Origin of the sequence: Rhizobium sp. CRRU65, from assembly GCF_048551595.1 — a bacterium.
GTDB lineage: Bacteria > Pseudomonadota > Alphaproteobacteria > Rhizobiales > Rhizobiaceae > Rhizobium > Rhizobium leguminosarum_J.
In genome coordinates this window covers 117,201-140,248 of record NZ_JBLYZH010000005.1, presented here as the reverse complement: position 1 = coordinate 140,248, position 23,048 = coordinate 117,201, and the positions used below count along the sequence as shown (strand labels likewise).

23 protein-coding genes are annotated in these 23,048 nt (G+C 60.9%); 17 read left to right on the top strand and 6 right to left on the bottom strand.

Annotated elements, in window-relative coordinates:
* Positions 1-5: 5 nt before the first annotated feature.
* Positions 6-890, top strand: a complete 885-nt coding sequence (locus tag ACM5SV_RS12195; protein WP_419425319.1) for an intradiol ring-cleavage dioxygenase — start codon at positions 6-8, stop codon at positions 888-890.
* Positions 891-1,855: 965 nt separating this feature from the next.
* Positions 1,856-2,167: a DUF736 domain-containing protein gene (locus ACM5SV_RS12190; protein ID WP_012760275.1), complete on the top strand. Its 312-nt coding sequence runs from the start codon at positions 1,856-1,858 to the stop codon at positions 2,165-2,167.
* Positions 2,168-2,436: 269 nt separating this feature from the next.
* Here ACM5SV_RS12190 and ACM5SV_RS12185 read toward each other — a convergent pair whose 3' ends face one another.
* Positions 2,437-2,703, bottom strand: a complete 267-nt coding sequence (locus tag ACM5SV_RS12185; RefSeq protein ID WP_206641098.1) for a WGR domain-containing protein — start codon at positions 2,701-2,703, stop codon at positions 2,437-2,439.
* Positions 2,704-3,164: 461 nt separating this feature from the next.
* Between ACM5SV_RS12185 and ACM5SV_RS12180 the strand changes: the two genes are divergently transcribed.
* On the top strand, positions 3,165-3,482 hold the full coding sequence (locus ACM5SV_RS12180; RefSeq protein WP_221965904.1) for a hypothetical protein: 318 nt from the start codon (positions 3,165-3,167) through the stop codon (positions 3,480-3,482).
* 363 nt (positions 3,483-3,845) lie between these two features.
* Here ACM5SV_RS12180 and traG read toward each other — a convergent pair whose 3' ends face one another.
* Genes traG through traC form a run of 3 tightly spaced genes read right to left on the bottom strand, consistent with a single transcriptional unit; the run spans position 3,846 to position 6,346 of the window.
* Complete coding sequence (gene traG, locus ACM5SV_RS12175) at positions 3,846-5,843, bottom strand: Ti-type conjugative transfer system protein TraG (protein ID WP_017997470.1); 1,998 nt, start codon at positions 5,841-5,843, stop codon at positions 3,846-3,848.
* On the bottom strand, positions 5,830-6,045 hold the full coding sequence (gene traD, locus ACM5SV_RS12170; protein ID WP_012760271.1) for a type IV conjugative transfer system coupling protein TraD: 216 nt from the start codon (positions 6,043-6,045) through the stop codon (positions 5,830-5,832). The genes traG and traD overlap by 14 nt, the downstream gene beginning before the upstream one ends.
* Positions 6,046-6,049: 4 nt before the next feature.
* Positions 6,050-6,346 carry a conjugal transfer protein TraC gene (gene traC, locus ACM5SV_RS12165; protein WP_012760270.1) on the bottom strand — a complete coding sequence of 99 codons (297 nt, stop codon included), beginning with the start codon at positions 6,344-6,346 and terminating at the stop codon, positions 6,050-6,052.
* Positions 6,347-6,600: 254 nt separating this feature from the next.
* Here traC and traA point away from each other — a divergent pair, with 254 nt between their 5' ends.
* The 4 genes from traA to ACM5SV_RS12145 are packed head-to-tail and all read left to right on the top strand — an operon-like array spanning position 6,601 to position 12,270.
* Positions 6,601-9,936 carry a Ti-type conjugative transfer relaxase TraA gene (gene traA / locus ACM5SV_RS12160; protein WP_419425254.1) on the top strand — a complete coding sequence of 1,112 codons (3,336 nt, stop codon included), beginning with the start codon at positions 6,601-6,603 and terminating at the stop codon, positions 9,934-9,936.
* Entirely contained in the window at positions 9,933-10,499 is a 567-nt protein-coding gene (gene traF / locus ACM5SV_RS12155) for a conjugative transfer signal peptidase TraF (RefSeq protein ID WP_419425253.1), read from the top strand. The genes traA and traF overlap by 4 nt, the downstream gene beginning before the upstream one ends.
* Positions 10,489-11,643: a conjugal transfer protein TraB gene (locus ACM5SV_RS12150; protein ID WP_419425252.1), complete on the top strand. Its 1,155-nt coding sequence runs from the start codon at positions 10,489-10,491 to the stop codon at positions 11,641-11,643. Before traF ends, ACM5SV_RS12150 begins: the two co-directional genes overlap by 11 nt.
* Before the next feature lie 15 nt (positions 11,644-11,658).
* A complete protein-coding gene (locus tag ACM5SV_RS12145) occupies positions 11,659-12,270 on the top strand; it encodes a TraH family protein (RefSeq protein ID WP_128407127.1) in 612 nt (203 codons plus the stop codon).
* 15 nt (positions 12,271-12,285) lie between these two features.
* Here ACM5SV_RS12145 and ACM5SV_RS12140 read toward each other — a convergent pair whose 3' ends face one another.
* On the bottom strand, positions 12,286-12,666 hold the full coding sequence (locus tag ACM5SV_RS12140) for a DUF5615 family PIN-like protein (protein WP_419425251.1): 381 nt from the start codon (positions 12,664-12,666) through the stop codon (positions 12,286-12,288).
* A complete protein-coding gene (locus tag ACM5SV_RS12135) occupies positions 12,663-13,295 on the bottom strand; it encodes a DUF433 domain-containing protein (RefSeq protein ID WP_222005419.1) in 633 nt (210 codons plus the stop codon). Before ACM5SV_RS12135 ends, ACM5SV_RS12140 begins: the two co-directional genes overlap by 4 nt.
* An 87-nt stretch (positions 13,296-13,382) precedes the next feature.
* Here ACM5SV_RS12135 and ACM5SV_RS12130 point away from each other — a divergent pair, with 87 nt between their 5' ends.
* From ACM5SV_RS12130 to ACM5SV_RS12085, 10 genes are all read left to right on the top strand, one after another.
* Positions 13,383-13,871 (top strand): hypothetical protein, encoded by a 489-nt coding sequence (locus ACM5SV_RS12130; protein ID WP_419425326.1) that lies wholly within the window; start codon positions 13,383-13,385, stop codon positions 13,869-13,871.
* Complete coding sequence (locus ACM5SV_RS12125; protein ID WP_012760263.1) at positions 13,829-14,872, top strand: ABC transporter substrate-binding protein; 1,044 nt, start codon at positions 13,829-13,831, stop codon at positions 14,870-14,872. The genes ACM5SV_RS12130 and ACM5SV_RS12125 overlap by 43 nt, the downstream gene beginning before the upstream one ends.
* A 9-nt stretch (positions 14,873-14,881) precedes the next feature.
* Complete coding sequence (locus tag ACM5SV_RS12120) at positions 14,882-15,781, top strand: ABC transporter permease (protein WP_012760262.1); 900 nt, start codon at positions 14,882-14,884, stop codon at positions 15,779-15,781.
* Complete coding sequence (locus ACM5SV_RS12115; RefSeq protein WP_012760261.1) at positions 15,778-16,581, top strand: ABC transporter permease; 804 nt, start codon at positions 15,778-15,780, stop codon at positions 16,579-16,581. Before ACM5SV_RS12120 ends, ACM5SV_RS12115 begins: the two co-directional genes overlap by 4 nt.
* A complete protein-coding gene (locus ACM5SV_RS12110; protein ID WP_419425250.1) occupies positions 16,578-17,666 on the top strand; it encodes an ABC transporter ATP-binding protein in 1,089 nt (362 codons plus the stop codon). Before ACM5SV_RS12115 ends, ACM5SV_RS12110 begins: the two co-directional genes overlap by 4 nt.
* A gap of 120 nt (positions 17,667-17,786) precedes the next feature.
* Positions 17,787-18,653: a TauD/TfdA dioxygenase family protein gene (locus tag ACM5SV_RS12105; RefSeq protein ID WP_012760259.1), complete on the top strand. Its 867-nt coding sequence runs from the start codon at positions 17,787-17,789 to the stop codon at positions 18,651-18,653.
* Positions 18,654-18,696: 43 nt separating this feature from the next.
* Entirely contained in the window at positions 18,697-19,350 is a 654-nt protein-coding gene (locus ACM5SV_RS12100) for an RraA family protein (protein ID WP_012760258.1), read from the top strand.
* Positions 19,347-20,210 carry a carbon-nitrogen hydrolase family protein gene (locus ACM5SV_RS12095; RefSeq protein ID WP_419425249.1) on the top strand — a complete coding sequence of 288 codons (864 nt, stop codon included), beginning with the start codon at positions 19,347-19,349 and terminating at the stop codon, positions 20,208-20,210. Before ACM5SV_RS12100 ends, ACM5SV_RS12095 begins: the two co-directional genes overlap by 4 nt.
* A gap of 357 nt (positions 20,211-20,567) precedes the next feature.
* On the top strand, positions 20,568-21,632 hold the full coding sequence (locus tag ACM5SV_RS12090) for an ornithine cyclodeaminase (protein WP_419425248.1): 1,065 nt from the start codon (positions 20,568-20,570) through the stop codon (positions 21,630-21,632).
* A gap of 16 nt (positions 21,633-21,648) precedes the next feature.
* Complete coding sequence (locus tag ACM5SV_RS12085) at positions 21,649-23,010, top strand: MmgE/PrpD family protein (protein ID WP_012760255.1); 1,362 nt, start codon at positions 21,649-21,651, stop codon at positions 23,008-23,010.
* Positions 23,011-23,048: the final 38 nt, after the last annotated feature.

Below are 23,048 nucleotides of genomic sequence, written 5' to 3'. Positions count from 1 at the left end.
CGATGATTGATGCACACGAAAAGGGTTTCTTCACGGAAGAGAACTCCGTTGAGGTGGTCACGAGCCGCAACGCCATCACCAAGGACCAGCGCCTGAAGCGCGTGATGGAGGTCGTGACACGCAAGCTGCATGAGGCGGTGAAGGAGCTTGAGCCGACGCAGGACGAATGGATGGAGGCAATTCTCTTTCTGACCCGCACAGGACATACATGCAACGAATGGCGACAGGAATTTATCCTGCTGTCGGACGTGCTCGGCGTGTCGATGCTGGTCGACGCCATTAATAACCGCAAGCCCTCAGGCGCCTCCGAAAGCACTGTTCTTGGCCCGTTTCACGTTGCCGACGCGCCGGAACTGCCGATGGGCACCAATATCTGCCTCGATCAGAAGGGCGAGGACATGGTGATCGGCGGCAGCATCCGTAGCACGGATGGCAGACCGATTGCCGGCGCTGTCATCGACGTCTGGCAGGCCAACGACGAAGGCTTCTACGACGTGCAGCAGAAGGGGATCCAACCAGACTTCAACCTTCGCGGCATCTTTCGCACCGGCGCGGATGGCCGCTATTGGTTTCGCGCAGTCAAGCCCAAGTATTACCCGATCCCGGACGATGGACCGGTCGGCAAGCTGCTCGGCGCGCTCGGTCGTCACCCCTACAGGCCCGCTCACTTGCACTACATCATCAAGGCCGACGGCTTCGAGACGCTCACGACGCACATCTTTGATCCGGACGATCCGTACATCCACTCCGACGCCGTCTTTGGCGTGAAGGAGAGCTTGCTTGCCAAGTTCCAGCACGTCGAGGATTCGGTACGCGCTGACGAGCTTGGTTTCTCTGGCAAGTTCTGGCAGATAGAGCACGATTTCGTGCTGGCTCGGCCCGAGGAGTAGCATGCTCGCCAGCCGGCGTTCTGACGAAGAAGGCCGTGATAGCCGATGCAATGGAGATGATCTCCCCGGATGGGAAGGCGGCTCGAATTCCGCCGGTCATAGCCGCAGGGGACGCCAGCCAACGCGGCATTTGAGCCGGTCTTTTCGGTGGCATGCGCCCAAACAAAATGCAAGCCGATATGACGCATATAGTTCCATAACGTTGATTACGCCACAAACTATTTAGCCGGCTACTTAAATTGAGATGCGCCTTGTCGGTTTACGTCGATGACGCCATGCATTCGGGGTTCGCCTTGGGTCCAAGAGCAACCTTTGACTAGCTGACCGCGACGAAGGCGTTCAGCGATGGGCAGCCTCCTGGCATCGACGGCCGTCATCCGTGCCTCGGCCGTTTTGCGTGCGAGCAAGTGGACTGGGTAAGCGGCGCGGCGGTCGAACGCTTCCCCGGTTGGGCCGATCGGTGGCCACTGCTTTGGGGCTGCCTGACTTCGACGATAGACGGCTTGGCGTGACGCATGGATTCTCCGGGCGGCGAACCAGGCTCGGCAAGTCACGTCGATAACAAGGGCAACTGCCCGGTCGGCCGAACTCGTCGCAACCGAATTCGACGCCATGACTTGAGGACAGAGCGCAGGCTTGCCGCTGCAGCTGTTTCGGTACGGAATGCCCTGACGCGGGCCCCCATGCTCAAGTACCTCCCATTGCTGTCGTAGGCCGCTCCTCCGCGGGCTCGATGAGGCATGTCTGACCGGAGACCGGCTGCGCCTCGATCGTCTTCCCGCAACGGCAATTTGCAGATTTCTTACCCCGGACGTCACGTCCTCCTCTCCCGCTAACAAATCTGCGTCTTGCCGCCCTCCATTTCATTTTGGCCTTATCAGGTGCGGTCCGATCGTCACCGGTCTTTGCGACAGCCATCGAGGCCGCGATGGGCGCGGCCCGATACACACGAAAGGAACATGAACATGGCTACCATCGGCATCTTCACCGCAAACGAAAACGGCTTCACCGGCTCGATCCGCACTCTCGCTCTCAACGTCAAGGCCCGCATCGCCCGCGTCGAAAATCCGTCCGACAAGGGTCCGCACTTCCGTATCTACGCTGGCAACGTCGAGCTTGGTGCGGCCTGGCAGAAGCGTTCCAGCGAGAGCGACCGCGACTACCTCTCGGTCAAGCTGGACGACCCGAGCTTCCCGGCCCCGATCTACGCGACGCTTTCGGAGGTCGAAGGCGAGGACGGCTACCAGTTGATCTGGTCCCGCCAAAACCGAGACTGAGATCCCGCTGGCCCCGCCGCTTGAGGCGGGGCCAGCGGCCCGCTTTGAGAAAGCCGACAATAGGCCTCGAGGCCGCCCACGACCTTTAGGTCGGATATCAGTGATGCGCGCGTTTGAAAGGAAAACATCATGCAGCAATTCGCCAACTCCCTACCGCGACTGGCCGATATCGTTCCTCATCTAGATCGGCGCGGCATTCTCGAGACCAACGCGCCATCAGGGGCCCGTTTCGGCGGTCGTCGTGAAGCTGAAGGACCGAGGAGATCGGATCATCGCTGCAAATACCGGAGAGTTGATCTTGGCCGATAGCCCCGGGCACGTTTTTGTTTCACCAGGGAGAGGAACAGGCGAACCGCTTCCTCCTCCCGCTCGAAGACGTGCTGTTTTTCCTGCCCATGCTGGCCGATGCGTCCCCATCGCCGGATCAGGCAGACCTCTCCAAACATTGTCTGCCCGACTTCCATGGCGTAGTAGCGCGCCATGTTCTTTGCCGGATCCGCGCGTTCGATATAGAGATGGTAGGGCTGCGCAATCATGCTGCCATGATCGCCAAACAGTATCGCGACGTCCAACGACACATTTGAATCAGTCACATGCGACCGATTCAATTTCGTGATGGATGGCAACCGGGCCAGGCGCCAATCGTACCGCGACCGAAGCCCGCAGGCGGTCTTCGCCGATTCCGGTCGCGATCCTCTCGCAACGTAATACAGACGGCGCACGAAGAGGTCGCGTCGAGCTTACCGAACCGTCTTGTGGCCAGCAAAGCTGGCAGGCGGTCGCGTCCATTCAGGACGCGGTTCTATCTCTCTGACCGCCCATTGTGCACCCGCCGCTCCGGCGTCAAGGACATCACGGCCCCGCCAATTTTCCGCACCGCAGGCGGCACAGAAAATCGGTTCCTCCGCTCGCCGCCTGGCGGCCGCGTACGCGGTCCCTGACCCCTCGCGAGCTACGGTGCAGGCCCCTTTCGTCAGAAAACGAAAAGGAGACTTTGATGACAAGGCGTGAAATCAATCCCATGGATGGAGGAGCCCCCAAGCTGCGGCCTCAACAGTCGGACTTGCTTGAAAATTTGCGTCATAATTTCGATGCGGAAGTCCATCTTCCCTTCGATATCCCACGCGAGTTTCTGTCGGCGGCGCTACTCTTTGCGATCGACAACAAGGTGGATTTCGGCTTGTTCCATGAGGACCACCGGATCATCATCGCATATTTCGGCGGCGACGAAATTTATCTTCCGTCCCGGTGGTCCGATAGGCGCTGGCATATCGGTGTCGAGGACAGAGAGACGTTCTTCGATCCCGCGGATTGAGACCCAGACCAGAGGCGGCAGCCGCCTCTGGTCTTTAGCTTGCCTTATGACCCGGTCCGGCCGGATCGACCGACCGGCCCGGCTGTGAAAGGGGGGCTGCGCCGCCCCTCTCAATCTCACCCCATGAAGGAAGTGCAAGCCCCTCCTTCAAACTTCCTCCCATGAGGAAAGAGGACGGTTCCCTCCTCCCTTTCCCCAAACCCCTATTCCTCTCCCGTCGGATGGAGGTACTGCCAACTGGCGACGCCGATCACCGCCTCCCAGATGACGAGTGTCGGAATGCCGCGCCGCAAGCGGCCGGACGACCACGGTCTCACCGTTTTCCTGAACGGCGTTACGGTGTTCGTCGCCAGTCGATTTCCCCTAGATCCCGGTAGACGCTACATCCGACGTAGCTTCATCGGTGTTTGCGAGATTTATCGCATTCGAACGCTCCTTCCTGCCGCTGTCCGGTGAATGAAACCGGTTCTCGCCGACGCAAGCCTTCATATCGTCACGACGGAACCAGATCGCACGACCGCATCGAAGCGGCGCATTGCCTGCCGTGAAGACGATCTGCTCGTCGGCCCGCATGCGCAGAACTTCGTGCGGCTGGATGAGCGGTCTGGCGGCAAGCTGTTTCGAGCGCGTGCGCGATGAACCCTTCGACTGGACACTGCGACTGACCTGATCGATCTCGACCGTCGTCATGCCGCAGCGCCGCGAGATGTAGTCGGCCGTTTCCGGATCGTTGATGGCAGCAAACGAGATCCAGCTCGCACTCTCAAACCATTTGCTCGCCGCGTCGCGGCCGCCATAGGTTTCTCGCATCTGGCCGATCGACTGGTAAATCATTGTCAGCGTGATGCCGTATTTTCGGCCGGCGTCACGAGCCGTCTCCAGAATCCGCATGTAGCCCAGGCGTGCCACCTCGTCCAAAAGGAACAGCGCCCTGCCCTTCAATGCTCCATCACGATTGTAGATCGCGTTCAGGAAGGACCCGATGATGACGCGAGCAAGACCCGAATGCGTCTCCAGCGTCTTCAGGTCGATGTTGATGAAGACATCCGTGTTTCCCGCGGAAATGTCGTTGGTCGAAAAATTCGACTCCGAGACAAGCGCCGCATAATTCGGATAGGACAGCCAGTGCGTCTCCTTCACCGCATTCGCGTAAACCCCGCTAAACGTTTCTGGCGTCATGTTGACGAAGGCGGCGACGTTCTCCTTTACGAAGTCGGATCTCGAATTGTCGTAGATCGACTGCAGTCGCGCGCGCAGCTTCGGTTCGGGCTCGGACAGATTCTTGCGGACCCGGCGAAGTGTCTGGTCGTTCTCTTCGGTGCGGCCGGATAGACAGACGTCGGCGATCAATGCGGTCAACAGCTGCAGCGCCGATGCGCGAAAGAAATCGTCGCGCACGCCGCGAGCACCGCCGCTGTCGCTCATGATCCATGAGGCAACGGCGGCAATATCCTCTTCCTTCGTGCGGCCATGAAGCCCGATCCAGTCCAGCGCATTGAAGCCCGTGTCGGCGGTTCTTGGATCGAGGATGCGGACGTCGCGTCCGGCGTTTGTCCGATGCCCGATCACCATGGGCGCGACTTCGTTTGACGGATCCAACAAGACCAATGTACCGCCCCATTTAAGCGCGGTCGGGATCGTCACCGACGTCGTCTTGAAACCGCCTGAGCCGGCAAAGACGATGCCGTGCGAGGATCCGAACGAGCCGTCGAAGCAGAGAAGCGGCGACTTGCCGCCGGCGCCCCACGTCTCCACGCAATCCGCCCTGAACGACCGCATCGCCGTTATGTCCTGGTCGACGCGGTAGCGCTCGCCGACGACGATGCCGCCGGTATCCGGAAAGAGCTTTCCGGCCTCCGTCGATTTCATCCACTCGGCTTCGCCATGCAGTGCGCGCCTTCCTCGAATACGGCGCGGCTCGGAGCGCGCGAACGCCGCGTTGCCGACAAGTGCTACGCGAAGTGCAAAGCCGGCCGACGTCAGCGCCGCCCCTGCCCCGATCATCGTTGCCGGGTCTGCATAGGAGAGCGCCGATCGAACTGCCGGAAAATGGTCGAAAATTGCGGCAAGTCGCACGGTCTCACGCAGCGCGGCGATCACGATCGTCGCACTGCTACCGCCGACAACACCCCATCCGGCGAGCTTGATGTTCGTTGAGCCGGCGCTCGCAAACAGAAAGATGATGCCGGCGGCGGCTGACGCGATATAGGGCAAGGCGATTCCCATCCGACCGAGGGTCAGCCGAGCTGTCTCGGTTTTCCCGAATTCGGAAAACCATTGTTCGATACCCGTCATGCCGATGGTGACGAGCATCATCAGTGCTATGGGCACGCTGACCAGCGCGATCTTATTCGCCGTCATTGCCAAAGGCCTCCGATCCGATCGCCGTGAGCCGAGATCGCTCATCCTCATCGCTCCTGATGCGTCGTGCTGTTTCGATCAGCGCCCCGAGCAGCAGCGCGCGCTTTTCGTATCGTAGGCCCGCCTTGACGATCAGCCCGCCAAGTTCGATCTTCTCGCGTGTGTCCTTCCTGCGGGCGTCGAATGTCTTCGTCCTCGCCATCCGTTCAAGCCTCGCTATCGCCGCCCGCAGCCGTGCCAGACGCGACCGGTGTGGCTTGTGCACCTTTGCGACCATGCTCGTTTGCCCCTTTTCCTTCGGCGGGAACGACTTCGCCCCTGCGAAACCGTTCGGCCAGGTGCTCAAACGCCGCCTGCAGCTCGTTTTCGTCAGTCTCGATCTCGCCAAGGCCAGCCTTGAGCGCGATCCGCCCGATCCGCTCCGCTTCGCGGGTCTCGGCGGTTTTAAGTTGCTCTTGCAGTTTGGCAATTTCGTCGCGGATTTTCGAGGAGTGTTTCTTCATTCCAGATGGTCCCGTGTCTGCCGTTTCGTCTTCGAACGTTTGTGAGGTTCCTCCAGACCGACCTGCCAATCTACCGACACTAATGCGGGTAGGCGCAACCTGCACTTCCGGTCATGATCCCGGCCGTTCCGGAGGAGCGGCTTCCAAGGGCGCAATTATACGTCGCTGACGCGACGCCCTTGCTGGAGGCCGATTTGGCCCGCCGCTCTCGACGAACGCGATGAACTCGTTCGCAACCGGGAAGGAACTGCGCCGTGGCCGTCCCTCATTTCTCCGTCAGCATCGTCGCCCGTGTCTCCGGCCGCAGCGCCGTGCTGTCGGCGGCCTACCGGCACTGCGCGAAGATGGACTATGAGCGGGAAGCCCGGACGATCGACTACACCCGCAAGCGTGGTCTCCTGTATGAGGAGTTCGTCATTCCGGCAGGGGCTCCCACATGGCTGCGTGCCATGATCGCGGACAGGTCGGTGTCCGGAGCGTCCGAAGCCTTCTGGAACAAGGTCGAGGCGTTCGAAAAGCGATCGGACGCGCAGCTCGCCAAGGACGTCACCATTGCCCTTCCGATCGAGCTCTCTGCCGAGCAGAGCATTGCTCTCGTCCGGGATTTCGTGGAGCGGCACATCACGTCGAAGGGCATGGTCGCCGACTGGGTCTATCACGACGCACCGGGCAATCCGCATGTCCATCTGATGACGACGCTCAGGCCGCTGACAGAGCGCGGGTTCGGCGCAAAGAAGATTGCGGTGACCAGTCCGGACGGTAACCCGATGCGCAACGATGCCGGCAAGATCGTCTATGAACTCTGGGCGGGAAGCGCAGACGATTTTAATACGATTCGCGATGGTTGGTTCGCCTGTCAGAATAGGCATCTTGCCCTTGCCGGTCTCGACATCCGCGTCGACGGGCGGTCCTTTGAAAAGCAGGGCATCGAACTGACCCCGACCATCCATCTCGGTGTCGGCACCAAAGCGATCGACCGCAAGGCGGAACAAGCCAACGCAAGGTCGTCGGCAAGGTCGTCGGCATGGTCGCCAAAGCTCGAACGCATTGAACTGCAGGAAGACCGCCGCACGGAAAATGCCCGACGCATACAGCACCGTCCGGAAATCGTTCTCGACCTCATCACGCGGGAGAAGAGCGTCTTCGATGAACGCGATGTGGCGAAGATCCTGCACCGCTATATCGACGATGCCGCTCTGTTCCAGAACCTGATGGTGAGGATCCTGCAGAGCCCGGAGGCGCTGCGGCTCGAACGTGACCGGATCGACTTTGCGACTGGTATCCAGACACCTGCTAAGTACACGACGCGGGAGATGATCCGGCTTGAAGCCGAGATGGTCAACCGGGCTATCTGGCTGTCCGGGCGCGCCTCTCATGGCGTACGCGAGGCGGTGCTGGAGGCGACGTTTGCGCGCCATGCCCGTCTGTCGGATGAACAGCGGACTGCGATCGAACGTGTGGCTGGCGGCGAACGGATCGCCGCCGTCATCGGCCGCGCCGGCGCCGGTAAGACGACGATGATGAAGGCGGCGCGCGAAGCCTGGGAAGCGTCCGGCTATCGTGTCGTCGGTGGTGCGCTTGCCGGCAAAGCAGCCGAGGGCCTGGAGAAGGAAGCCGGTATTCAGTCCCGCACGCTGTCGTCGTGGGAGCTGCGCTGGAACCAGAGCCGCGACCAGATCGACACGAGAACCGTTTTCGTGCTGGATGAGGCCGGCATGGTGTCGTCGCGGCAGATGGCGCTCTTCGTCGAGGCCGTGAGCAAGGCCGGCGCAAAGCTCGTGCTCGTCGGTGACCCCGAACAGTTGCAGCCGATCGAGGCGGGAGCTGCCTTCCGGGCGATTGCCGACCGGATCGGCTATGCCGAGCTCGAAACGATCTATCGTCAGCGCCAGCAATGGATGCGCGACGCCTCGCTCGATCTGGGGCGCGGCAATGTCGGCCAAGCGGTTGATGCCTATCGTGCCCATGGGCATGTCAGGGGGTTGGACCTCAAGGCGCAGGCCGTCGAAAGCCTGATCGCCGATTGGGATCGCGACTACGATCCTTCGAAGAGCAGCCTGATCCTCGCACACCTTCGGCGCGACGTTCGGATGTTGAACGATATGGCTCGAGCCAAGCTGGTCGAGCGCGGCATCCTCGCGGACGGCTTTGCCTTCAAGACCGAGGACGGAACCCGCATGTTCGCGGCCGGCGACCAGATCGTGTTCCTGAAGAACGAGGGTAGCCTTGGCGTCAAGAACGGTATGTTGGCCAAGGTGATCGACGCTGCAGCTGGGCGGCTCGTGGTGGCACTTGGCGAAGGGGAACATCGCCGTCTGGTCACGATCGAGCAGCGCTTCTACAACAAGCTCGACCACGGCTATGCGACGACGATCCACAAGAGCCAAGGGGCGACCGTCGACCGCGTCAAGGTGCTTGCTTCCCTTTCGCTGGACCGTCATCTCACCTATGTGGCGATGACGCGCCATCGCGAGGATCTCGCCATCTATTACGGCCGACGTTCTTTCGCGAAGTCCGGTGGCCTTATCCCGATCCTGTCGCGCCGGAACGCCAAGGAGACGACGCTCGACTACGAAAAGAGCTCTTTGTACGGCCAAGCCTTGCGCTTTGCCGAGGCGCGAGGCCTGCATCTCATGAACGTCGCCCGCACGATCGCCCACGATCGCCTCCAATGGGTCGTACGGCAGAAACAAAAGCTCGCCGATCTCGGCGCCCGCCTGGCGGCAATTGGCGTGATACTCGGGCGCGCCGCCAGCGCCAAAACATCACCCAAATCGAACGCCAAGGAGTCGAAGCCCATGGTATCTGGCATTTCCACTTTCCCGAAATCCATCGACCAGTCCGTGGAGGACAAGCTCGCAGCAGATCCCGGTCTCAACAAACAATGGGAGGATGTCTCCACTCGCTTCCATCTCGTCTACGCCCAGCCGGAAAGCGCCTTCAAGGCGGTGAATGTCGACGCGATGCTCAAGGATCAGGCGATCGCCAAAACCACGCTGGCAAAGATCGCCGGCGAACCGGAGCGCTTCGGTGCATTGAGGGGTAAGACGGGCGTGTTCGCCAACCGGGGCGACAAGCAGGACCGCGAACGGGCGATCGCCAACGTGCCGGCTCTGGCCCGTAATCTCGAACGCTATCTTCGCCAGCGGGCCGAGATCGAACGCAAGCATGAAACGGAGGAACGCGCGGTTCGCCGGCAAGTCTCGGTCGACATCCCCGCGCTCTCTGCTCCCGCAAAGCAAACGCTCGAGCGCGTGCGTGATGCGATCGACCGCGATGATCTTCCCGCCGGTCTCGAATATGCGCTTGCCGTCAAAATGGTGAAGGCCGAACTCGATCGGTTCGCCAAAGCCGTCTCGCAACGGTTCGGCGAACGCACCTTCCTCGGCATCGCGTCGAAGGATCCGAGCGGAGAGACCTTCAAGTCCGTCACGGCAGGGATGAACCCTGCGCAAAAGGCGGAGGTACAAGCCGCCTGGAATTCGATGCGGACCATCCAGCAGCTCTCCGCTCATGAGAGAACGACCGAGGCGCTGAAGCAGGCCGAGACCTTGCGACAGACCAGGAGCCAGGGACTTTCGCTGAAATGATCCCGACAATCAGGCGCCAGTGCCCGACACACGAACAAATTCGGCCCGCCGCGACGCTATTATTGGCCGCGGCCTTGCTGGCGTTTGTCTTGTCCGTCGCCGCCGCCGCCGGCGGGTTCCGCATCAATATGACACCAAGCGAACCGCTCGGCCTCTGGCGGGTCGCAGCACTCGATCGGTCCCCCGCCGTCGGCGATGTCGTCTTTATCTGCCCGCCGGAAAACGACAGGATGCGCGAGGCCCGACAGCGCGGCTATCTGCGCTCTGGTTCGTGCCCGGGCGGTTTTGCCCCGCTGATCAAAACGGTGATCGCCACCGAGGGCCAAAGGGTGGAGATCAGGTCAGCCATGTTCGTCGATGGCATCACCGTGGCAAATTCGACAGTCGCCAAAGCAGATGGAAAAGGTCGAGCTCTTTCGGCTTTTGCAAGTGGCACCGTGCCAGCTGGACACGCCGTTCTGCATTCCGGTTTCGCGGGCTCCTACGATTCCCGCTATTTCGGTCCTTTACCCGTGTCCGGCATCCTCGGTCTGGCGCAAAAGGTGCTCACCTATGCGCCGTGACCACGTGGGTACCGCAGCGCTGATCGGCCTTGCCCTCGCCGCCGCCTCGATCGGATGGAGCGGCCAGGTGCTTCTCCTACCAGTCGCCCTCGCCTTCCCTGTATTATGGGCTCATGCACCCAATCGGATGGCGGCGGGGCTGGTCTCTGCGGCATATTTCCTCGCAGCCTCACGAGGGTTGCCGCAAGGCGTCGCCACCTTCTATTCGTCCGACCTTTGGCCAGGACTGCTGCTCTGGCTCGCGGCATCGGTCAGCTTTTTCGGGGTCTACACGGTGCTTTGGACATCGGTTCGCACCAAGAGACCCCATCGGTACGTGGCCGCTGGCATCCTGATGGCCCTACCCCCTTTCGGAATTACCGGTTGGGCGCATCCGATCACTGCGGCGGGCGTTCTGTTTCCGGGATGGGGGTGGTGGGGACTGGCTGCCACGACAGCCGGTCTGATCGGCCTCGTAACCCGGCTTTGGCCGGCTGTCGCGATCGCTTTGGCAGGCGCGTGGGTTTGGTCCGGGCTAACCTGGACCGATCCAGAAGTACCTCAGTCATGGCGCGGCGTCGATTGGCAAATGGGTTCTTCGCTCGGACGCGAGGCCGGTCTTCAGCGACAGCGTGACCTGATCGCAACGGTGCAAAAGGTGGCTAGCGATGGTGTCGGCTACATCGTCCTGCCGGAAAGTGCGCTGGGCTTCTGGACGCCCACCATCGAGCGGCTATGGACCAGGGCTCTGGCCGGCAGTCCCGTGACGGTGGTCGCCGGCGCATCCGTTGTCGGCGCCGATGGCTATGACAATGTTTTGGTGGCGGTGTCGGCCGGAGGCGGCCGCGTCCTGTATCGTCAGCGCATGCCTGTTCCCGGCTCGATGTGGCAGCCCTGGTGGGGCGATAGCAAAGGCGCGCGCGCGGACTTTTTTGCAAACCCGGTTGTCGTCCTTAACGGCTACAAGGTCGCGCCGCTGATGTGCTACGAACAGCTCGTTGCCTGGCCCGCCCTGCAATCCATGTTGCACGATCCCGATGTCATCGTCGCCGTCGGCAATGGCTGGTGGACCGCGAATACCTCGATCGTCGCCATCCAGCGGGCCAGTGCCAGGGCCTTTGCGCGTCTCTTCGCCAAACCGCTCGTCCTTTCATTCAACACCTGAGCTGAGGAGGTAGTCATGCTCGATGCCGCGATGATAGAAAAATGCGCCGATCCCTCACTGACGCCTGCCATTGTCGAGCAATTCGTCCAGGCGGCCGGCTCCTCGGACCCGTTAGCGGTTGCCGTCAAAGCCGGTGGCCGGCTGATCCTCGTCCCGAAGCCGAGAACACCGGACGAGGCGATGGACCTCATCCGTAAATATGTTGGCCAGGCAGTGGTTCGCGTCGGGATCACGCAGGTCCCCGCCGGCATCGGCGTCAAGGATGTCTCTGAGCTCAAGCCTGATCTTGTAGAGGCTTGTGAAAATCTGCGCCTCGGCACGGGGTTGTTCGCCAAGGTGGTGAGGATTGTCGCCAAGTGGTACGGCAATCCCACCGACAGGCAAGTCTTTCCGCAGATATTCGAAGATGCCGTCTATGCCTGGAAGACCGGCGAGTTCGAGGGCGTGAGCGTGTTTCGAGCCAAGGACCCTGACGTATCTGTGAAACTGACCGTCCCGCCCGTTGCCGAACAAGACGCCGACACCGACAGCGCGCCGGCCTCTTCGAAGCTCAAGGGCAGCGAGAATGGCGGTCCTGTCGGAACAGCGGAAATGCGGATCGATCTGTCCCGGATCGGCGCTAAATGAGCTTTTGGAAAACGCCTAGGTTTCCGGCAGCAGATAGCGCGTCAGAACGGCGGTATCGTCGTCGATGGTCACTTCCAGCACCTCGTTGACGAGATATTGCACCCCTACCAGTTCCCGCAGAATAAGAACAAATAGTTCCCGTTGAAGCGCAGGTAGCACTTGCGGCACGATAATCACGAGACCCGCGTGGAGCCGTTCCTTGGCGTAGAGCTTGCGAAAGTCGCGAGCGTTGTTCGTCACGAAGGTGAAATCTTCCGCGACGATCCGAGGCAGCATCAGGTCCCAGTCCGTCTCGCCGCTTAACCCCAACCAGTTGACGTGAAAACAATCGTGGCCGTGATCTTGAGCCACGGCCACGAGTGATGTGTGGAGGCATTCGTCGATCAGAAATTTCAAGAGGGCTTATCCGACGACTGTGGAACGCGCTCATTTGCTAGCCGAAGACGCTTTTCCGACTTCACCGTCAAGCCCAGCTCCGAAAGTTTGCGTGGCCGTCCTCGAACGGGATGGGCTGCAGTCCAGATGTCAGCAAGCTCCACCATTCGCCCCGTCAGCGAAGGATAGCCTTCGACGATTTCCTCGGTGCTCGCGCCTTGGGCTTTCATCGCGGCAATTGTTCGCACCGGAACGCGAGTTCCCTTAAAAACCGGTTCGCCGCCGACAACTCCTTTGACGCTCTGGATCAATTTTTCAGCCTCTCGAAGCGCCTCTGCGCGCGCGGCCAATTGCTTCCTTGCCCGCGCGACGTCGATGATAAGGTAATCGTCGGCCCTTACGGTATCGGCGCCCGGGTTCTCATCGATTGTGTCGAACATTCGTTTACGGCGCTCGGCAGATAGGATCGATCCAACGCCGTACCAGAGCTTCAAGCGAAGCAGATCCTCTTCAGTAAGAGCTCGGCCCTCGGTGCTGGACGGACGATTGGCGACGATCCGCTTGTCGATCGCGTTGTGCACCGACTTTATCGCAATCTCGCTCACAGCGGCGGCCTCGGCAGGCGTGTAGATGTGTGAGACAGGGACCATAATCATTCTCCTTGAGAAGAATATATAAGGCGGCTGATGCGCGCCGTGAAGCGATGATGTTGCGAGGCAACGATCGAAGCTTCGCGATTGTTGGTGCTGGCCAAGAATTGCGGCATCGACATCGCGCCGGAGCGTTTTGCGAGCTTCATCGAGATGGTGGCGCTCGGTTCCGCCTCAGGGTACCGGCGACGATCGCCGTTCCGAAGCCCGTCCGTCCTCGTCTCGCTCACACCAGGCAAAGCAACTCGCGCGGCGAAAGCTGGGCTTTGGGCGGGCAGCGATCATTTCCATTGCACGGATATTCGACGGATAGCGATCCGCGGGAAGACAACGCTGAACGGGATGCGCCGCCAAGCTTCGAGAAAACCACCTTGTGAATGCGAAATCGTCATCGCTGCCATTGTCGGGAGAAAATCGCGATGGCCCCCGATTGATAGCTGCGGGGCAACAATCTTCGACGATCGTTATTGGACCCCCGGCCGCCGGCTGTCCACCATCCCCACGGCAACAACACAAAAAAAGCGAGACGAGCCATGGGAACAAAGCAAAGCCGGATTCTGCTCTCGGCGATCATGACAGCAATCCTGTCCACCCCCCTGCGAGCAGAAACGCTTGTGGTCAACAGCTACGGCGGCCCCTACGAGGAGATCATAGAAAAAGCGATCATCGAACCGTTCGAGGCCAAGTTCGGTATCGATGTCATTTATGATCCGGTCGGCTCGGCCTCGCAGGACTATGCGAAAATCAAGGCGACCGGGGGCCGACCGGGGTTCGATGTCGTCGTCATGACCGCTTCGCAGTCGGTGCAGGGCTGCCGTGACGGCGTGCTGGAGAAACTTGACGCGGCCACGATCCCGAACCTTGCCAAGCTCATGCCGAGATTGGCGGCCGCGGCCGGTCCCTGCGGTGCCGTGCACGAAGTCCAGTACCTGTCGCTCCTCTACCGGAAGGACAAGCTTGCCACGCCGTCCTCCTGGACGGCGCTCCTCGCCCCAGAGCTGAAGGGCAGGATCGTGCTGCCGACGTTTCAAAACATCATGGCCATCTACCTCGTCGAGATGATGTCCGTGATCAATGGTGGCGACCTTGTCGACAATCTCGATCCGGGTTTCAAGGCCATGGAAGCTGTCGCCAGGCAGTCCATTGGATTCGAACAATCGTCTGCCATTCTTGAAAGCTACATCAAGGACGGCACGGTCTGGGCCATGCCTTTCTGGAACGGTCGCGCTCAACTCCTCGTCGATGCCGGCTTGCCCGTTGACTACATCCGTCCCAAGGAAGGCACCATTCCTCTCATCGCCACGCTAAACGTGCCCGCGGGTGCACAAAACAAGCAATCGGCCATGAAGTTCATCGATTTCTTCCTGGAAAAGACAAGTCAGGAAGCGTGGATCGGTGGCTACAAGGTCGGGAGCGCGCGAACCGACGTAGAGGTCCCCGAGGCGATTCGCACGCGGCAGATCACCTCGGAAGCTGACCTCAAGACCCTGCTTCTTCCGGACCTGTCGCTCGTCGCCGAGCGCCTGCCGCGCTGGGCCGAGCAGTGGGACCGCGATGTCGTTCCCCAGGCAGACTGAGAGGTCGCGATGAACACCATCACACTTGCGGTTCCGGCGGCGTCTCTATCTCCAATCAGGAGATCCTACAGTTACATGGCTTTGTCGCCAGCTGCCGTATTCCTGAGCGTCTTTTTCGCGCTTCCGATGGGACTGATGATCGGCATCAGCTTTTCACAAGAGGAAGTCGGTGGATTTTCCGTCGAGAGCTACCGACGGTTTTTCACCGACGGACTTTCGGTTGCTGGATTCTGTCGCACGGCCATCATGTCCGGACTCGTTGCGATCGCGGTTACTGTGCTGGGGTATCCGGTCGCCTATTTTCTGGCTCGTTCCAGGAGCCGGTGGCGCGCGGTCGTCTTTGCCCTTGCGCTGGCACCGGAACTTGCGGGCGTGGTGCTGCGGACCTACGGCTGGCTCATCATTCTGGAAGATCGCGGCTTCATCAACGATGTTCTCCTTGACCTCGGTCTTATTTCGTCGCCGCTCCCGCTTTCGAAGAATCTCTTTGCCGTCGTCGTCGGCCTGACCCACGTCGTGTTGCCGTTCGGCATTCTCTCGCTGATGACCAGCATTCAGGGCATCGACGAAAGTCTCGAGCGCGCGGCGCAGATGCTCGGTGCCTCGCGCGTCTCCGTCGTCCGCCACGTCATCGTTCCGCTTTCCGTTCCGGGAATTGTCAGCTCGCTGCTGCTTTCGTTCACCATGGCCGCGAGCGCCTACGCGACACCAGCACTTCTCGGCGGCGCCGGTTTCAAAGTCCTGGCGACGATGATCTCCGAGCAGGTCCTCTTCTACGTCGACTGGCCCTTTGCCGCCGTCATGGCCAATGCGCTTCTCCTTCTGATGCTGGTGATCTCGTTCGTTGGCGTGCGGTTTGAAACGCGGCACCGTACCAAGCGAAGCGGCGCCGGGAGGGCCACGGCATGAACTGGTTCCTCTCGGTCCTCTTCCGGCTCATGCTGGCCGGTGTGCTCACCTTCATCACGCTGCCACTTGCCGTCGTCATAGCGGCCTCGTTCAGCCCGACCTCCGCGGTGACGTTCCGGCCGTGGGAGTGGACGGCGCGGTGGTACGGCGACCTCGTCTCGCAGCGCTGGCTCCTGCCCTTTCTGCTCAGCGTCAAGGTCGCGGTGATCGTCTCTATCGTCAGCGGCATCATCGGCGTCATGGCAGCCTATGCCATCGTCTATGAAAAGATTCGCGGCAGTGAAGCGGTGATGTCGGTGCTTCTCTCGCCGCTGTCGGTGCCGCAGATCGTCAAGGGCGTAGCGATCGTCCTGTTCCTGTCGCTGGTCGGGCTGCAGTCCTTCCTTGGCACGCCTGCGCTGATCGCCGCCCACATCGTCCTCGCCCTGCCATTCGTCGTGAGAATGGTGGCGACGTCTATTGCGAACTTCGACCGCAATCTGGATCGGGCGGGTCAAATCCTGGGGGCGAGCAAGCGGCAGCGGGTGCAGCACATTCTTTTGCCAGCGATCAGGCCTGGTGTGCTGTCAGGCATGACCTTCGCCTTCATCATCTCCTTCAACAACATTCCGCTGTCGGTGTTCCTGGTTCGACCAGGCGATACGACGCTGCCGATCACCGTCATCAATTACCTCGAATACAGCCTCGATCCGGTGATGGCGGCGGTCAATGTCGCGTCGATGATTTTCATCCTCGCGGTGATCTTCCTTTTTGAAAAGATCGGCGGCTTTTCCGTCAAACTCCATGGTGGCAGCAAATGAGCAGCATCGATATTGAACTCGTCTCCGTCAGCAAGTCCTTCGGGGCGATCTCCGTCGTGAAGGACATCAGCTTGCAGATCCCGCAGGGTGAGTTCGTCAGTATTCTCGGACCCTCCGGCTGCGGGAAGACGACAACGCTCAACATGATCGCCGGCTTCAACCAGCCGTCGTTCGGCGATATCAGGATCCGCGGGAGGAGCCAGGGCCGCGTTCCACCAGAACGGCGAAATATCGGACTGGTGTTCCAGAACTACGCGCTTTTTCCGCACATGACGGTCGCCGACAACGTCGGTTTTGGCCTCAAGATGAAGAGCGTGGCGCGATCGGAGATCGAAAGCGGCGTGGCGTCGGCGCTGCGAAGTGTTCATCTTGAAGACTACGGCGCGCGCTATCCGAGGGAATTGTCGGGTGGACAGCAGCAACGCGTGGCTCTGGCGCGTGCCATTGCGCCACGCCCATCCGTCCTGCTCCTCGACGAGCCGCTCTCGAATCTCGATCTGAAGCTTCGAGAGGCCATGCGGCTCGAACTGAAGGAACTCCAGCAGCAGCTGGGCATGACGTTCGTCTACGTGACGCACGACCAGGAAGAAGCGATGGCGATGTCCGACCGGATCGTGGTGATGTGGCAGGGGGTCATTGCCCAAACGGGCGGGCCTGCTTCGATCTACCGTCATCCGGCGAGCTCATTCGTGGCGGATTTCATCGGGAAATCGAACATCCTCACCATCGAAGGGACGAGTGAGCAGGAAGCCACCCTCAACCTTCACCTGTCCGGGAGCGCGATCAGCTTGCGGGCGAAGCGCCCGCCGAACCGTCAGCAAGCCCGCTTCTGCTGCATCCGGCCCGAAGACATCGCGGTGCTGAACAACACCGGCGACGCCGGCGGGTGCGGCGTCAATCGTCTGTCCGGAACCGTCCGCCGGGTCATCAACCTCGGTCCGTCGCTGGAGCTCGCGGTCGAGATCGATCCGCAGGTCGTCTTGACGGTGCTCACACGCTCATCGCTGTCGGCCTCACTTCCAGTTATCGGCGACGTCGTTGCGCTTTCCATCGATCCAGACGACATCCAGGTCCTGCCGGAATAGCCGATGGCGATCGATACGCTACGCCTATCAATCCGATCCAATCGATATTGGTGATGCGTCGCTCGCCTGCCCTACGATCATCGCGACCTTAGAGGAAGGTCAGCAACAGGAGTTTTAGGAATGCTCACCAAAATAAGGCTTCGCGCCGTTCAGCATGCCAGCAATGTCTGCGGCGATATCGAGGGTTTCGACTTCAATGACTATGACGCCGACGACGTCGCGGCGGTGCGAAAGTTCTGGCTGCAATACGGCGTCGTCCGTTTCAAGAAGGCCGGCATCACCGACGCCCAGCAGGTGCAGTTCTCGCGTCACTTCGGCGAGTTCGTCATCCATCCCAAGCAATTGCAGGAAGGCGGTCATCCGACCCACCCGGAAATCCTCGTCATCAGCAATGCGATGAAGGATGGCAAGCCAAGCGGTGCGATGGGCAATAGCGAGGCGACGTGGCACACCGATACGTGGTTCTACGAACGCCCGCCGGCGGGCGCGATCCTGCGTGCCGTCGCTGTTCCGCCTTCAGGCGGCGACACTTATTTCCTCTCGACCTATATCGCTTATGACACGCTGCCGGCTCCTCTAAAGAACGCCGTCGATGGGCGCCAGATCTTCTTCCAGAACGTCTACGACAAGACGGGCAAGCTCAGGCTTGGCAAGTCCACGCCGAAAAGCCAGGACTTCCGCGAATGGAGCGGCATCGTGCATCCGTTGGTGCGCACACATGGTGAGACCGGCCGCAAGGCGCTTTACCTCGGCGGAACGACTGAAGGCGCGTGGATCGTGGGCATGAGCCGCGATGAGAGCGACGCGCTGCTCGCCGAACTGTGGGATCACACGACGAACACGAAGCACATCTTCGTGCAGCAATGGGATGAGGGCGACATCATGATGTGGGACAATCGTTGCACCATGCACCGCCGCGACTCCTTCGATCCCGCGTCCATCCGGATCATGCATCGCACCACCACTTCCGGCGAACGGCCGGTCTGAGCCGATCCAGGCCTACCGACCGAACAGCGAGAAAGCCCAATCGATGACAGCGTTCTATCAGATGATCGACAGAAGCCCTCCCCTGCCCGCTGACCTGATCGAGCGACTGTCATCGGTTGACACGGCGACCATCGGCCATGTCGAGCACCTGGGATTTGTCGGCGGTGATATCCGACCCGTATTTCCTGCCCGCGTGGCCGGTGCCGCCTTCACCGTCGCGGCTCCAGGCCGTGACGGCGTCATCATCTACAAGGCGATCGATCTACTGTTGCCCGGCGACATCCTGGTGATCTCGCGCGTCGATCGCGACGACATCGCCTGTGTCGGTGGTGGTGTCGCTGCCGCCGCAAAGGCCAAGGGGGCTGCGGGCATCGTTATCGACGGTCCGTGCACGGATGTCGATGAAATCATCGCCACCGGCGTTCCCGTCTGGTGTCGCGGCGTCTCCGCCAAAACCACGAACCGCCAGTTTCAGATTGGTGGCTCGCTCAACGTGCCAATCGCCTGCGGCGCGGTCGCGGTTCTGCCTGGCTATGGGGTGCTTGCGGACAATGAAGGTGTGTTCGTGGCCGATCGCAACCGCTTGAGGATCCTTGCTGACGCGGCATTGGAGCGCCAGAAGCGCTCGGTGGCTGTCCGGTCTCATTTGGCCTCCGGCCGGTCGATCTTCGACTTTGACGAGGAGCCGAGGTCTTGAAAATCGCCCTCGTTCAACTGAGTTCGCAGCCCGATCGGGCCTATAATCTTGCCGAAGCCGCGCGGCTGATGCGCGAGGCTATGATCGGCAGACCCGACCTGATCGTGCTGCCGGAACATTTCGACTGGCTTGGCGGGACGGTCGCCGACAAGAGGCGCGCGGCGGACCGCATACCAGGTGGCGAAGCATATGTCCTCGTTCAGCGGTTCGCAAAGGACAACGCGGTCTGGGTCCATGCCGGTAGCCTGATGGAGCGCCGCGGCCAGGATCACCGTGTCTACAACACCACCGTCGTGTTCAACGCCAAGGGCGAGGAGGTCGGCCTCTACCGAAAAATTCACCTCTTCGACATCACCGCGCCCGATGGAAAGACCTATTCCGAGTCTGCTGCCGTGGCGCCGGGGCGCGATCTGTTCATCTATGAACTCGACGGCCATCGGATCGGCTGTGCAATCTGCTACGACCTGCGTTTTTCGCGCCTGTTCGATCGCCTCGCCGAGGAAAAGGTCGATATCTTCGTCCTGCCCGCTGCTTTCACTTACCAGACCGGGCAGGCTCATTGGGAGGTGCTGTGTCGGGCACGCGCGATCGAATTCCAAGCTTATTTCGCGGCCTGCGGACAGTGCGGAAGCTATGCGATGCCGGACGGGGAACTCCGCCGGACCTTCGGTCATTCCATGGTGTGCGATCCGTGGGGGCAGATTGTGGCGCGGGCCGAAAACGACGTCTGCGTCCTTGTGGTCGAAATCGACCCCGCTCGACTGCCTGAGGTTCGGCGCCTGATCCCGATGGCCGAGCACCGCGTTTTGCTCGCGGATAGGCAGGTTCGCCTGTCCCCCGGCACCAAGTCAAGACGTTGAGATATCAACGCCGCGGCTCGTCGATGCGGCCAAGTTCGACGTGACCGACCTCGAGCGCCCGGTCGAGTTCGTGGAGCGTCACGATCATTGGATTGGGGCTTTCCTCTCTCCAGATCGCTCAAAGACCGCTAGCTGAAGCCACGCCGCGATTCGACCTCCTCCGCGTCAGTCCCTTTTTGCGGCGCTGGCGCGCAAAATTCCGGCCGACCGGTTCCGGCGGACGTGCCTCCAACGTCGCCGAAACTTTGCCTTCTCTTTATCGACGATGCTGAAGCTTCATCAAAGCTTGATCTAGCGGTTCGCAGGCAGGTGCTAGGTTCCGCCTCGAGGAACGACGTCTTGTCGTTGGAGGAGACCATGTTCGACAATGCCACGGACTGCAATGTCCGCTTTCTGACCCGCCAGGACCTGCAGTCGGCCGGCGCGGAACTCACGATCGCGGAAATCCATGCAGCCACGGATGCCGCCTGGGCGGATATCAAAAGCGGGAGGACTGTCGGAGGAAAGGCCGTCCTCTCGCTTCCAGAGGAGGAGTTCTGGCAGCGGCAGAGCGTCGCCCCGTTCAGGCGTGACTTCGTCGACGAGCGCCTCGGCTGGAAATTGTCGGCTCTCTATTGCGTCAATCCGACCCATGGCGGCGTCAAGATCATCGGCGCAAACGCCTTCAATCGGCATCTTGGCCTGCCTCGCTCGACGTCGACCTTCGTCCTTTTGGAAAAACGGACGCTTCGGCCCTTGGCGATACTCGACGGGACGGGGATTTCCGCTCTGAGAACCGGCACCTATGCGTCGAAAGTGGCTGAGCTGTTTGTTCGCTGCCGGGTACCTGTGTCGGGCTTCATTTTCGGATCGGGACCCGTCGCCCGAAGTGTGGTCGAGTGCCTTGATTTCGCCTGTTCCGACCTGATCGGAGACATCTTCATCCGCAGCCGATCGATTGAAGGCGTGGAAAGACTGCTGTCGGACTTCGCTGACCGGACGTCGTTTGGGCTTCATGCCGTAACCGACAACCAAAGACTGAAGGAATGCGCCCTGCTGATCACCGCCACGAATGCCCGCCAGCCGCTGTTTGAGGACGAGGAGTTAAACAGGGGGGCTGTGACGCTTCATCTTGGCGGAGACGAAGTGCCTGAAGCCTATCTGCAGCGAGCCTTGAAAAGCGGGACCGTCGTCTGTGACGACATCAAGACGGTCTCGCGCAGGAACTCGCAAAGCATTGCCCTCCTCTTCTCCCGAAAAGGGCTTTCTCTGGAGGAGATCGGTCCGTTGCTTGGCGTGAGGGAGCTCTCCGCGCCGAACGACTGGGTCCGGGAGGCGGACACGCCGGTTTGCGTAACCTGCGTCGGCCTGCCGATGCTCGACCTTTATGCCGTGCAAGCGACCTATGAAAAATATCTCGCTCGCACGCAGGAAAACACCTGAAGGGCTGTCTGAGCTTATGAAGACGCCGACAGATCCCATGTACACCACGCACCTCCTCGCCGAGCACGTCCATTCGCTCTCCTCAGCTCCGCCCCCGGTCAGCACCCGTGATACCGCCTTGCGTTGCATTCTCGATCTTATCGGGGCGGCGGTTGCTGGTGCTGCGCTTCAGTGCAGTCGTGCGGCCCGTAATAGCGCTACCGCCCTCTTCGGCAAAGGCGAGGCGGCCATTTGGATGACGGATCGGACCGTGATGCCCATCGCAGCCGTGATCGCCAACGCGACCGCGGCCTCTGCGCTCGACCTGGACGACGGACATCGCGCAGCGCGCGGACATCCGGGCGCCTGTGTCGTTCCCACCGTCTTGACCTTGGCGCCGTTTGCCGGCGTCTCAGCCGATGATGTCCTGTCGGCAATCGTTTCGGGTTATGATGTCGGCGTCAGAGTGGCCGCGGCCCAAAATGCCGAAGGGATTCAGACCCGGCAGTCGGGACGGTGGGCCGCATTGGCCGCGGTTGCGGCAGCGGCGTCACTCTTCAAGGTCGAGCCGGCCTTGATCGCGCAGGCGCTTTCGATCGCCGGCGTGCTTGCCCCCAATCAACAGGCCAATGGAAGTTCAGGCTACTCCCGGCTCACGGGCAATGACGTCAAGGAAGGGATTCCCTGGAGTGCCGCCACCGGTCTTATGGCGCTCGACCTCGCCCGCAACGGCTATACCGGGCCGGAAGATCTCCTCGATCATCCCGGCTATTACGACCGGCAGAGGATACTGGAAGGACTGGGGCAGCGTTTTGAAATTTGCGGCACTTATTTCAAGCCCTATGCCTGTTGCCGCTATATACACCCGGCGCTCGATCGCCTCTTCGATCTTGTGAAGGCTCACGAACTGAGGGCCGCGGACATTGTCTCGGTGGAGGTAGAGACTTTCGGCTGGGCGCTCAAGCTCGGCAACCTGCTTTCGCCCGCGAACCTTGTCGACATTCAATATAGTCTTCCCTATTGCGTCGCCATTGCCGCGATCGAGGGCCGCGGCGCCCTTGCTCCCGTCAGCGAGAGCCTTCTCAATCGGCCGGACCTCACTCACCTCGCGCGTCAGGTGAGGATCACCGTCAATCTTGAGATCGACGCGCTCTTTCCCGCCGAGACTCTGGCGAAGGTGACTGTCGAGACACGGCGGCACAAATACGTCTCGGCACTGGATGGCCCGTCCGGCGATCCCCAGCGTCCGATGGACTGGCGGGCGATCGAAGAAAAGTTTTTGCGCGTCACGCGGCATGTCCTGTCGCCTTCCAAGCAGGGGGCGATCATCGATGGCGTCCTCGGCCTCGCGGCTGGAGAGCTGGACCCACTTCTGCGGCATCTGCGTTCGCCAGGCTAGGACACGGCATCGAGCCGATGCCGACCACTATCCTTGTC

What these genes read in the sequence shown, in the direction of transcription:
- ACM5SV_RS12190 (WP_012760275.1), top strand. Translation starts at nt 1,856, where the DNA reads ATGGCTACCATCGGCATCTTCACCGCAAACGAAAACGGCTTCACCGGC.
- ACM5SV_RS12185 (WP_206641098.1), bottom strand. Translation starts at nt 2,703, where the DNA reads ATGATTGCGCAGCCCTACCATCTCTATATCGAACGCGCGGATCCGGCA.
- ACM5SV_RS12180 (WP_221965904.1), top strand. Translation starts at nt 3,165, where the DNA reads ATGACAAGGCGTGAAATCAATCCCATGGATGGAGGAGCCCCCAAGCTG.
- traG (WP_017997470.1), bottom strand. Translation starts at nt 5,843, where the DNA reads ATGACGGCGAATAAGATCGCGCTGGTCAGCGTGCCCATAGCACTGATG.
- traD (WP_012760271.1), bottom strand. Translation starts at nt 6,045, where the DNA reads ATGGCGAGGACGAAGACATTCGACGCCCGCAGGAAGGACACACGCGAG.
- traC (WP_012760270.1), bottom strand. Translation starts at nt 6,346, where the DNA reads ATGAAGAAACACTCCTCGAAAATCCGCGACGAAATTGCCAAACTGCAA.
- traF (WP_419425253.1), top strand. Translation starts at nt 9,933, where the DNA reads ATGATCCCGACAATCAGGCGCCAGTGCCCGACACACGAACAAATTCGG.
- ACM5SV_RS12150 (WP_419425252.1), top strand. Translation starts at nt 10,489, where the DNA reads ATGCGCCGTGACCACGTGGGTACCGCAGCGCTGATCGGCCTTGCCCTC.
- ACM5SV_RS12145 (WP_128407127.1), top strand. Translation starts at nt 11,659, where the DNA reads ATGCTCGATGCCGCGATGATAGAAAAATGCGCCGATCCCTCACTGACG.
- ACM5SV_RS12135 (WP_222005419.1), bottom strand. Translation starts at nt 13,295, where the DNA reads ATGGTCCCTGTCTCACACATCTACACGCCTGCCGAGGCCGCCGCTGTG.
- ACM5SV_RS12125 (WP_012760263.1), top strand. Translation starts at nt 13,829, where the DNA reads ATGGGAACAAAGCAAAGCCGGATTCTGCTCTCGGCGATCATGACAGCA.
- ACM5SV_RS12120 (WP_012760262.1), top strand. Translation starts at nt 14,882, where the DNA reads ATGAACACCATCACACTTGCGGTTCCGGCGGCGTCTCTATCTCCAATC.
- ACM5SV_RS12115 (WP_012760261.1), top strand. Translation starts at nt 15,778, where the DNA reads ATGAACTGGTTCCTCTCGGTCCTCTTCCGGCTCATGCTGGCCGGTGTG.
- ACM5SV_RS12110 (WP_419425250.1), top strand. Translation starts at nt 16,578, where the DNA reads ATGAGCAGCATCGATATTGAACTCGTCTCCGTCAGCAAGTCCTTCGGG.
- ACM5SV_RS12105 (WP_012760259.1), top strand. Translation starts at nt 17,787, where the DNA reads ATGCTCACCAAAATAAGGCTTCGCGCCGTTCAGCATGCCAGCAATGTC.
- ACM5SV_RS12100 (WP_012760258.1), top strand. Translation starts at nt 18,697, where the DNA reads ATGACAGCGTTCTATCAGATGATCGACAGAAGCCCTCCCCTGCCCGCT.
- ACM5SV_RS12090 (WP_419425248.1), top strand. Translation starts at nt 20,568, where the DNA reads ATGTTCGACAATGCCACGGACTGCAATGTCCGCTTTCTGACCCGCCAG.
- ACM5SV_RS12085 (WP_012760255.1), top strand. Translation starts at nt 21,649, where the DNA reads ATGAAGACGCCGACAGATCCCATGTACACCACGCACCTCCTCGCCGAG.